Below are 11,422 nucleotides of genomic sequence, written 5' to 3' on the forward strand. Positions count from 1 at the left end.
TACCCCCAGAGGTTGCCTTGCCGGCAATCGATAAAAGCCCATCCTGCGCCTCTATTTTTAAATGACCCTCAGCGCCAACGGCTTCTAACGTCACATCCTTATGTGCGGCAATATCAATATGCTTTTTCGAGGTGATGTGTTTTGCCAATACGCTCTGGCTTTTCGATTTGAGAACAACACCCCCATGACCAAAAACATTCTTCAACGAGATTTTTCCATCAGCAGAAAGATGCAACTGCCCCGCATTGGCTGCCATATCATGACGCATGCAAACCCCAACACCTTTTTCTGTTGCCACAAGTTTAATCTGGTCCGCCTGTAGAGCCCCCAAAGCAGAACCATCTATCGCATATTCCGGTTTACCAGTAATATCAGTTAGCTCTTTCATTTCCCGTGAAGCATAATCAAAGTGACCCGTCCCTGCTGTCACTCCAATTTCCTTGCCCGCAACAGCTCCTTCAAAATGCACTGTGCGTGAGACAATATCGACGATATCAACAGCCCCTTGACCTGAGAAAAAATTGGCTCCCTTTGCGCCAAAGGTGATGTCCCCACCTCGTACCTCAAAGCCTTTCAAAAAACCACTCGCATCAATTTCGGGTACACCTGTGGTTAAGGTCGCATGGGGCGTATTGATAAAACCACAACCATCACAGCTTATCCCATTGGGATTGGCTATAATCACATCGGCTGGGCGCCCAAAAACTTCTCCTGGACCTTGAAGCGCACTGCGCTTGCTGCTGGTCACTTCATTTAAAATCACTTTCGCCGAACCCGTAACACGCAAATGCGGATTGCCCGGCATAATGCCCCCCAACTGCGATTGCCCCACTTCTTGCGCATGATTGTTCCAAATCACACCTGCATTGCCAATATTAAAATCATCATATTTATTGTGTGATAAACCCTTGCCATTGGGGGTAACAATATCAATCGAGGGAACCCCATTGGGCGCTGCCACTATATCTGGGCGATATGCGCTACCTGCGTTATGATCCACAGTAATTTGTGCCTGTAACGCTGAAGGTGCGAACAAACAAGAAAAACCAAGTCCCCCCAATAAAACCTTTTTGAGCATCGTACTGGAGACTAAAACACCTAATAAAGCTGCTCTCTTCTCGTATCTCATACGTTAACTCCCCAATAAAAAATGCTTAAAGTTCCATTGTTAGTGTCATAAAAAATGTTCCTGATTTTTTGTGCTTAACTGTGCTCCAAAAAATACTGGAATAACTGGCATCAACAGAGACCATGCCCCCAGCAAGCTTGACACCCGCTGTCCAACCGGCAAGCTGGTCACTCTTAATCCCATACAAGGGTTGTGCAAAAACACGCCCATAGTCCAAACCAACATAAGGGCGAAGTTCACCAAAAACCTTTTTGAAGGTCGCGTGATTGCTCCACGGAATGGTGCGCAACAACAAATCATTCCGGCTAAAAAAACCGTTATTGCCAAAAAGCAAACTCTCACGCGTGCCACGAACATTGGAAGCGCCCCCCAATGAAATCTGCTCAGCACCCAATAAATTATGCGGTGAATATTGACCACTCAAAAGATTGCTCAGTATAAAGTCCAAGCCCCCTATCTTAAAAGGCGTCATAACACTGAGTGTGCCGGTCAATTTGGCAAATTGTGGCTCCGCATCCCCTGCTCCTGGATCGTGCTTCTTGACTGAATGAAACAAGGGGATCCCTTGCAAATAACTCACATCAAAGGTCCAAGTCCCACCCAACATCTGGCGAGAATGCGAAATCCCAAAATTGGCGACGCTATATTGACGGCTGCCCACTTCAATCTTATTGCCTAGAAGGTAATTGTTGGTTCTTTTATAAGAAAGACCCAAATTCAAAGTTGTAAGGGAAACACCATCACGGTAAAGAACCCTGCTTGTACTGGCGTGTAACTCACTGGAATCCCCCGTCGTCTCAATATCGGTAAAATTGCCAGGGATTATGCTTTGGTAATGATAAACAGTGCCATTCAATCCAAAGGTCCAATAACCGTACGGAATACTCACACTCGCTGAAAGATTATTACTATGTCCTTCTTGCTTGCTCCCACCCCAATAATCGGGCTCACTGCGTTGATAGTTAAAATCCCACGCATCATTCATCCCTAAAATATTTTCTACCCTCAAGCCCGCACTATAACGCGCATAACCTGTAGAGGCTTGTCCCATATTGTCATGAGAAACAGTAACCTTGAAAGTTTTATCGGGATGATTGTTAATATTGACAATGGTGCTCCCTTCTTCACGCCCTGGAAGAAGTTCGCTTTGAGCGTGCGCTGAACTCAAACGGTTGATCTGATCAAGCCCCTGTTCAATATCGCGCATGTTCAAAACATGACCTTGAAGCCCAGGAAAAGCACTCCACACAACATTGTTATAACGAGATGCCGCTGAACCATTATAGTAAATCTCTGAGAGCTTGCCCTCAACGACAACAAATTTGAGCGTCTTGCTGTTTTTGATATCTTGATCAGGTATATAAAAACGCGCCGTCACATAGCCTTGATCCAAATAAACTTTGGTTAACTTCTTGATTAATATCTGGATATCAAAAAGACCGATACATCTTCCAACATAAGGCTCTGTTACGGCTGATATAGAGCGCTTTTTGACATGATGCACTCCCTCAACAACAAGAGCGTGAATGGGAAAACATTGCTTCCCACCCAAAAGCGTTTCTGGATTTTGCTCTGAAGGCGTCTTTATCCTTTTAGGCGTTAAAGACCGTAATTTCTCAATTCTTTCTAATTGCTGCTTCTCAGATTGTTGGCGAGAAAAATTATCGGTTGGGGAATGAAAAATAGCCGAGGAGCGCGCATAAACACTTACACCTGTAAACAAGCCAAAGAAAACAACAATGGCATGAAAAATTTTCAAAAGAGAACTCTGGCGTAAAAAGATAAATAACAATACAGATTGCCCCCGCTTTGCACACTTCATGAAGCACTCTTTAAAAGAACTTCATGGAACCTCTAACAAGACCGCTCAAAACAACCACTGCCCTATGACGCTTTTAACAAAAGCACATGCCTCCGTTACCAAAGAAAAGGGGCACCCAAAACTGCTTTATTTTACAAAAACAACTTTATTTTAATTGCTGAAGATTTCTCCCCCACATTGATATGAAAAAGCCTTTAAACAAAACTGTTTAGCCCGTCAATGCTTAATACATCAATATCCCCAGTTTAATGCTACAATATATTTATCAATAATTAGAGATAAATTCACTCTCCAGCTCCTCTAAGCCACTCAACACGCATATAAACGAGACATCATGCGATCAAGCACATCCTGTCGTCAAAAACCATCATAGAAAACAATAAAGAACCTCTTTTGAAGTCTTAAGACAACCACGCAAAACTCTTTTTATGCCATTCTCATCAAGGAACTTTTTTCCATAAGCAAATGATCTGAGTAATTTTGTAAAAAGAGTTTTGTCATTTTTGTCAGTTTAGTCAGTTAACTCTAACCCCTATAGTATTTTTTTTAATGAGATAAAAAATTAAAAACATTATATTTCAATATGTTAATATATTTAAAACATCACTCATATCAATCGTACAATCTTTAAAGATAACCAATGATGTGAATTGATTAAAACTTGTCAGTTATCTGTCAGTAAATTGAACTGACAAACTAGATTATTTTAGTGTGTCATTAAAACGTGGCTTATGAAAAGCGTATGAAAGTAAAAACTGATTACGTTATCAAAATCCCTTGTATGAATTTTATCAGTTCATTTAAATAGATAACCTTATGATTTTACTGAGTAATTAAAACGTGCTTTATGAAAAGCATATGATCCTTTAAAGCCTTTCCAAAGAAAGGGGGTATAATCATAAGAAATGCTATCAAGATCATTATGGTTATGAGTTTTGAAGAGGTTTTGAGTTTTGAAGAGGTTTTGAGTTTTGAAGAGGTTTTGAGTTTTGACGGTTGCTGCTTTTATATAAAAAAATAGCAAAAAATAAAAACGTTATATTTCAATCTGTTAAGATTTTACAGATCTTTAAAAAACAACCTATATCAAGATACAACCTATAAATACAACCCACGGTATATTTTTGAGGGTATTTTGAGGGTTTGAGAAACCTTCAAAACCTATCTATAAAATAATTCATAAAACCTATCAAAATACTCATTCTGATATTTTAAAGCCCATGGTGCATTTGTCTTTTTTCCATCAAATAAACAGCAAATTTCACTATTTTGCTGATCTGATCTCTCTCATGGGCTGTGGATAAACAGCCTTTAAAAAACCTTTTGAAAAAAATTTATCCGCTTTTTCGCATTTTCCGAATTTTTCACACTATTCATTCAAAATGGATTTAATAAGCTTCGTTTCGATTCTTTTGAAGAGAATCGATCTGTAGAATATATTGTCATGGAGTTTATTCTTTATGTCTCACCTTCATAAGTCTGATCATGAACATGTCTCTTTACGCTCTCTCTTACAATCCTATCGTGAACAAGCGATATCAGAGCAAGAAAAGCAAGCCGCTTTTGAAAAGTTTGTCATTGCCTATTTGACGCAAGACCCGCTTCAAAAGCAAGAATACGAAAAGGTTCAAACTTATAGAGAAGTCGCTGACGAAAAGGGGTGGAAAGGAAGCGATACAGACACCGATATTGATTTGGTAGCGAAAATTCGTGATCAAGACGATTACGTTGCTATTGGCTGTCAATTTTATGAGACCAATCATCAGATTACCCAAGACGATATTGAAAGCTTTATCGCCATTTCTGGTAAAAAGAGATTTAAATACCGTCTTCTCATTGATAGCACGGAAAAAGACTTAAGCGAAAATGCCAATACCATGATTGAAGGGCAAGCGGTTCCGGTTTATCGAATTAATCTCTTTGATATGGAAAACAGTCAAATCGATTGGGGGATCTTTGATAAGACAGGCAACATTGTTCTTTACGAGCAAAAGAAAAAAAGGCTTTTAGATCATCAGAAAGAAGCGCTCAAAGCGGTTTGTGAAGGTTTACAAGAAGCAGACCGTGGCAAGCTGATTATGGCATGTGGTACGGGCAAGACTTTCACCAGTTTGAAGATAGCAGAAACCATAGCAGGTCAAGGCAAGCATGTTTTGTTTTTAGTGCCCTCTCTTGCCTTGATGTCACAAAGTATTCGTGAATGGACAGCCGATGCACAAGTGCCCTTGCGTTGCTTTGCGGTGTGTTCGGATAGGCAAATCGGCAAGCGTCGTAAAAACCAAGAGGATGATGGAGAAATATCGGCATCTGATTTAGCCCTCCCTGCGACAACCGATGCCTCTAGGCTTGTCGAGAAAGTAGGCAACTCTTCTCCCCATGCGATGAGTGTTATTTTTGCGACCTACCAATCAATACAAGTGATTGTTGATGCACAAAAGGATCATGGCTTAACAGCCTTTGATTTGATTATTTGTGATGAGGCGCATAGAACAACGGGGGCTTCATTAGGAACAGACGACAGTGAATCTGATTTTATCAAGGTTCATGATAACACTCTTATTCGAGGCGAGAAACGTTTGTATATGACGGCAACGCCTCGTATCTTTAGTGACCATGCCAAAAGGCGTGCTGATGAGGTTGATGCTGTTTTAGCCTCTATGGATAATGAAACCATTTATGGAAAAGTGCTTTATACTTATAGCTTCACCGATGCGGTCAAGAATGAACTGTTAACCCCTTATAAGATTATTGTTTTGGGTGTTGATGAGGGTGAAATCAGTAAAACCATGGAGATGCCTACCACAAGTAAAGATTATGAACTTACTTTAGATTATAGAACAAAAATTGTTGGCTGTTATCAAGCTTTAACCAAACTGGATCTGAAAAATGATCTTGGAGATGATACGGCTCCCATGCGCCGTGCCTTGGCTTTTTGTAAAGATATCAAGACCTCTAAAAATATCCGTGATACCTTTCAAGGAAAAGGTGTTAAGCGGATTTTCAATAGACTTTATCAAAACCACCCCGATACGCCCCGTCTGATCTGTGAAGTTGATCATATTGATGGGAAGGATGGCGCCAAAGAACGGTCAAGAAAACTGGATTGGTTGGAAGAAAATGTGGGAGAAAATCATTGCCGTGTGCTCACCAATGTAAGATGCCTCTCTGAGGGGGTGGATGTGCCTACCTTGGATGCGGTGATGTTTTTACACCCGCGTAAAAGCCAAGTCGATGTGATACAGGCGGTAGGACGTGTGATGCGGCGGGCTCCAGGCAAGAAAAGAGGCTATATCATTTTACCCGTTGGGGTCCCTGCTGGGATTGCCCCCGAAAAAGCTTTAAAGAACAATCCAAAATACAGTGTTGTTTGGCAAGTTCTCAATGCCCTGCTTTCTCATGATGAGAATTTTAGTAAAACGCTTAATCAGATGAATTTAGGACAAGATGTAAGCCCTATTTTAGAGATTATAACGGTTTCTCAAAATATGGATTTAGAGAATGTCACCACGGTTGTTGATGATATCCCTCTTCAAGCAAGACCAGAGCATGCAAGCGCAAGCAATGTCTCTCCAATTCGTAAAACGCTTTCCACGCATAATGGACAAACAAGCTTCAACTTTATAGCGGCATTCCCTCGCGCCCTTAAAACGGTTCTGATTAAAAAATCAACCCTTTCTGATTATTGGGGCATTTGGGCGAACAATGTTGCTGAGATTGCACAAAACCATATCAATCATCTTAAAGATATTCTTTCTGATGAGAAAGGTAAAGCGCGGTGTGCTTTTGATGCGTTTCATAAGGAATTAAAGAGCAATTTAAACGACAGTATTACGCAAGATGAAGCGCTTGAGATGTTAGGGCAACATCTTGTCACGCGTCCCGTGTTTGAAGCTTTGTTTGAGGGCAATGAATTTGTCCAGAACAATAGCATCTCACAAGCGATGGAAAGGATTTTAGCTGAGTTGGATAAAACCGATATCAAGCAAGAGTCTTTAGAACTCCAAGGGTTTTATAACAGTGTAAAATTCCGCGCCTCTGGAATTACCGAGCCCCAAGCAAGACAGAACCTTATTATCAAACTCTACGAGGATTTCTTTTCCAAGGCATTTAAGAAAACCACGGATAGGCTTGGAATTGTTTATACGCCCGTTGAGGTTGTTGATTTTATCATTCATTCTGTTGATGATGTGTTGCGTAATGAGTTTGGAAAAAGCCTTGGTTCACGGGGTGTCTCTATTCTTGACCCCTTTACTGGAACGGGTACCTTTATCACACGGCTGTTACAATCCAATCTCATAAAACCAGAGGATATGGAATATAAATTCCGTCATGATATCCACGCCAATGAGATTGTTTTGCTTGCCTATTACATAGCAGCGATTAACATTGAATCAACTTATCATAGTCTTATGAAAGGTGAGTATATCCCTTTCAAACATATTGGTTTGGCTGATACGTTTCGGATGCTTGAAGAGAAAAATCTGCTACAAAAATTATTTAAAGAAAACAGTGAATATTTGGAACACCAGAAAAATCTAAATATCGAAGTTATCTTTGGTAACCCTCCTTATTCCGTAGGACAAAAAAATGAAAATGACAATGCGAAGAATACCCCTTATCCCATATTAGATAACCGTATTCGTGAAACTTATGCTGCTCATTCAAAAGCAAATAATATTAATAGACTTTATGATAGTTATATTCGTGCTATTCGCTGGGCTAGTGATCGTATTGATAATGCTGGGGTAATTGGTTTTGTTTCTGGTTCTGGTTACATAGACAAGCCAACAATGGACAATTTGCGAAAATCTTTAGCCAAAGAGTTTACGAGTATTTATGTATTAAACTTGCGGGGCGATATTCGCAAAAATATGATGAATAAAAATAACGCTCAAGAAGGAGAGAATGTTTTTGGCAATGGAAGTATGACTGGTATTGCTGTAACCTTGTTTATCAAAAATCCCAATGTGACTGAATCATGTAAAATTTACTATCACGACATTGGTAGTAATCTTACAACTAAAAGGAAACTTGAGATCCTTGACGAATTTTGTAGTATTGATGGTATTACCCATGAACAAGGCTGGAAACTCATTACACCAAACGAGCATGGCGATTGGATAAATCAACGTGATAACAGTTTTGCTACGTTTCTAACCTTGGGAGATAAGAAGGGTAATCATAAGAAGAAGGAAAATAGTAAAAAACTTTTTGAGATTTATTCTTGTGGTTTAAAAACTAATCGTGACGTTTGGACATATAATTCAAGTCGTGAATGTTTAGTGACGAACATGAGTAATATGATTACTTTCTATAATAGAGAAGTGGAACGTTTTAATGACGCCTATTCCCATGCTGACCGCAAAACACGTGTAAAGGCTGTAAATGATTTCGTTGATACAGATGAGAAAAAGATTAGCTGGAGTAGTAGTTTAAAAGAAGAATTGGTAAGAGGACAATTTTCCGAATTTGAGAGTGATTGCTTAATTCAAAGTTTATATCGTCCTTTTACACAACAGTGGCTCTATTACAATCGTATCTTTAATGAAAGAACTTACCAAATGCCGTGGATATTTCCGATAGGGCAAGCGGTTGAAAATAAGGTAATACAAATTACAGGTATAGGAGTAAACGGTTTTTCTACCCTAATGATTAAAGATTTACCTGATGTTAATGCGATGGCTGCTAGCCAATGCTTTCCAAGATATTTTTATGAAGAGACTACAATTTCAAAGAATAAAAACAAAAAACAATCCCATTTATTTACAGACTTTACAGAAGAAAGCAAAACAGCTGGTTTACAGAAGCGAGATGCCATTACGGATGAAGGTCTAGAGCATTTTAAAGCCGCTTATCCTAATGAAACTATCACTAAAGATGATTTATTCTATTACGTTTATGGGATTTTACATTCAGAAGATTATCGCTCTCGTTATGCTGATAACCTCTCTAAAGAACTGCCTCGTATCCCTTGTGTAAAAACTGCTGATGATTTTTGGTCATTTGTAACAGCAGGGCGTGAATTGGGTCATTTGCATGTAAACTATGAAGATGTGGAACCTTATCCAGTGACCTTTAAAAAGGGTAATCCAAAACAGACTGATATATCTAATCCAGAAAAGTTTTATTATGTGACTGAAATGAAATTCGCAAAAGCAGGTAAAGAGAAAGATAAATCAACTGTCATTTATAACAGCAATATCACAATAACAGATATCCCTCTTGAAGCTTATGAGTATATCGTCAATGGTAGACCCGCTCTTGAATGGGTTATGGGGCGTCAATGTGTAAAGACAGATAAAAAGAGTGGCATTGTTAATGATGCCAATCGCTATGCTGTTGAAACCATTGGCAACCCTGCTTATCCATTGGAATTATTCCAAAGGGTTATTACTGTAAGTTTAGAGACAATGAAAATTGTTAAGAACCTACCAAAATTAGAAATTAGAGAAACTGAATAACTTATAAAGCATGCTCACATAATGGGCATGATAAACTCATAAGGGGTATAGAGCTTATAACCATAATCTATACCTCTCTTGTTAAGTTGATTAGATATAATCTTTAAAAAGAGTGTTTATATGCATTATTCTAAAAAGAAATCATTTGCACTTTTAAACACTGTACTTTGGATTGCCTTTAAAAGATTATACCGTAATCTAAAATGATAGCTTTATCCTTTTCAAAAGCTTTGTTTAAAGAGAGTTATATATACTCATTTTCTTATATTACTTATAGGTTTTGAAGGTGTAAAAACCGTCAAAATACCTTCAAAACGTATATTATTGGTTGAATTTAGAGGTTGTATTATCAATATGGGTTGTTTTTTAAAGATCTGTAAAATCTTAACAGATTGAAATATAACGTTTTTATTTTTTGCTATTTTTTTATATAAAAGCAGCAACCGTCAAAACTCAAAACCTCTTCAAAACTCATAACCATAATGATCTTGATAGCATTTCTTATGATTATACCCCCTTTCTTTTGAAAGGCTTTAAAGGATCATACGCTTTTCATAAAGCACATTTTAATTACTCAATAAAATGATTACTTTTGTCAGTTCAATTTACTGACACATAACTGACAAGTTTTAATCAACTCACATCATTGGTTATCTTTAAAGATTGTACAATTGATATGAATTATGTTTTAAAGACATTAACATATTGAAATATAATGTTTTTAATTTTTTATCTCATTAAAAAAATACTATAGGGGTTAGAGTTAACTGACTAAACTGACAAAATGACAAAAGTCTATTAAAAGGGATTTTGCTCATCTCTATAATTATCAGTTTCTATTGAGATGTTTTCATAACAAGCAATAAATCACAATTATCATATATCCTATTTATCATTTCTCTTATGAAAATAAAAAATGATGCATGGCTATAGCTATAAAGAAGATAACAGCTATAAAGCACGCGTGAAAAAAGCAGGCTTTCATAATCACATGCAAATGAACACATTGGTTATAAGAGCGCGGCTTTATTAAGGTTGTTTACATTAGAGATCTTTATAAACAAAATTCACAAAAAATTTAAATTCATTTAGTAAAAAAACAGATAGGTTATAAAGATAAAAATACGCATGATGAGAGCTTTTCTAAATATTATAAATGTATAATTCAGAAAATAATGCAATCGTTTCACAAAGCCCGTAATATAGCTTTAAAAGCACATAAATATAAAAGAAGCAATTAATAAGCATAAGATATTATCAACACATAACGTATTTAAAAAATAAGAAAAAATATCAAAAAAGATAAAATATTATTTGACAATAAATACGTATTTTGTTATATAAATACTCAAGTGATTAACAAACACTAAAACAGATAGCGAAAAGGTTACGATAAACCTAATCCTGTTATAAAAAACTGACTATCTTTTATGCTTTTGTTAGCATATATGATGATTTTGTCGGGTGTAGCTATGCTATACAATACCCTTCGCGAGGGAAAAGCATAGCAACGGACTATCTGCCGTGTTTGTTAGCGCCCGGCGCCTATAGGGTGTCAATAACAAACTTTTTTACAGATAGGATTACTAGTATGAATGCTACAGTTAAAAATCAAAAAACATCTCCAAAATATGAACTTACTAATGAAAACTGCGTTGTTAACGGTGTGACTTTACACCGCATTAAAGCTTTAAGGGATTTTGCTGATGTTAAGGCGGGGGATCTAGGGGGCTTTATTGAAAGTGAAAGCAACCTCTCTCATGATGGCAATTGCTGGGTTTATGATGATGCTATGGTTATTCAAGCAAGCGTTTCCGAAAATGCCCAAATACGCAATAATGCCTGCGTTGTGAATTGGGCTAGGGTTTATGGTAATGCCGTGATTAGTGATAAGGCATGGGTTTTGAGTGATAAGGCACATGTTTATGACAATGCAGTCATTAATGGCAATGCAAAAATTGGCGGCTATGTTTTTGGCAATGCCGTTGTGAGTGATAATGCCGTTATTAC

Annotated in this window: 3 protein-coding genes and 1 pseudogene; 2 read left to right on the top strand and 2 right to left on the bottom strand. The window is 37.7% G+C overall.

The genetic code is table 11. The features are described 5' to 3' along the window. Together PVV60_RS08265 and PVV60_RS08270 are read right to left on the bottom strand one after the other, a co-directional pair. On the bottom strand, positions 1-1,129 hold a 1,129-nt coding region (locus PVV60_RS08265), incomplete at its 3' end, for a filamentous hemagglutinin N-terminal domain-containing protein (protein WP_273724216.1). A 25-nt stretch (positions 1,130-1,154) separates the two neighbouring features. Further along, entirely contained in the window at positions 1,155-2,951 is a 1,797-nt protein-coding gene (locus PVV60_RS08270; RefSeq protein WP_273724218.1) for a ShlB/FhaC/HecB family hemolysin secretion/activation protein, read from the bottom strand. A gap of 1,460 nt (positions 2,952-4,411) precedes the next feature. On the opposite strand from PVV60_RS08270, the gene PVV60_RS08275 reads away from it, so the two are divergent. Together PVV60_RS08275 and PVV60_RS08280 are read left to right on the top strand one after the other, a co-directional pair. Beyond that, positions 4,412-9,412 carry a type ISP restriction/modification enzyme gene (locus tag PVV60_RS08275; RefSeq protein ID WP_273724219.1) on the top strand — a complete coding sequence of 1,667 codons (5,001 nt, stop codon included), beginning with the start codon at positions 4,412-4,414 and terminating at the stop codon, positions 9,410-9,412. A 1,591-nt stretch (positions 9,413-11,003) separates the two neighbouring features. After that, positions 11,004-11,422, top strand: a pseudogene (locus PVV60_RS08280) (hypothetical protein); the annotation flags it as partial.

It is taken from the genome of Bartonella sp. AU18XJBT, from assembly GCF_028618595.1.
GTDB lineage: Bacteria > Pseudomonadota > Alphaproteobacteria > Rhizobiales > Rhizobiaceae > Bartonella.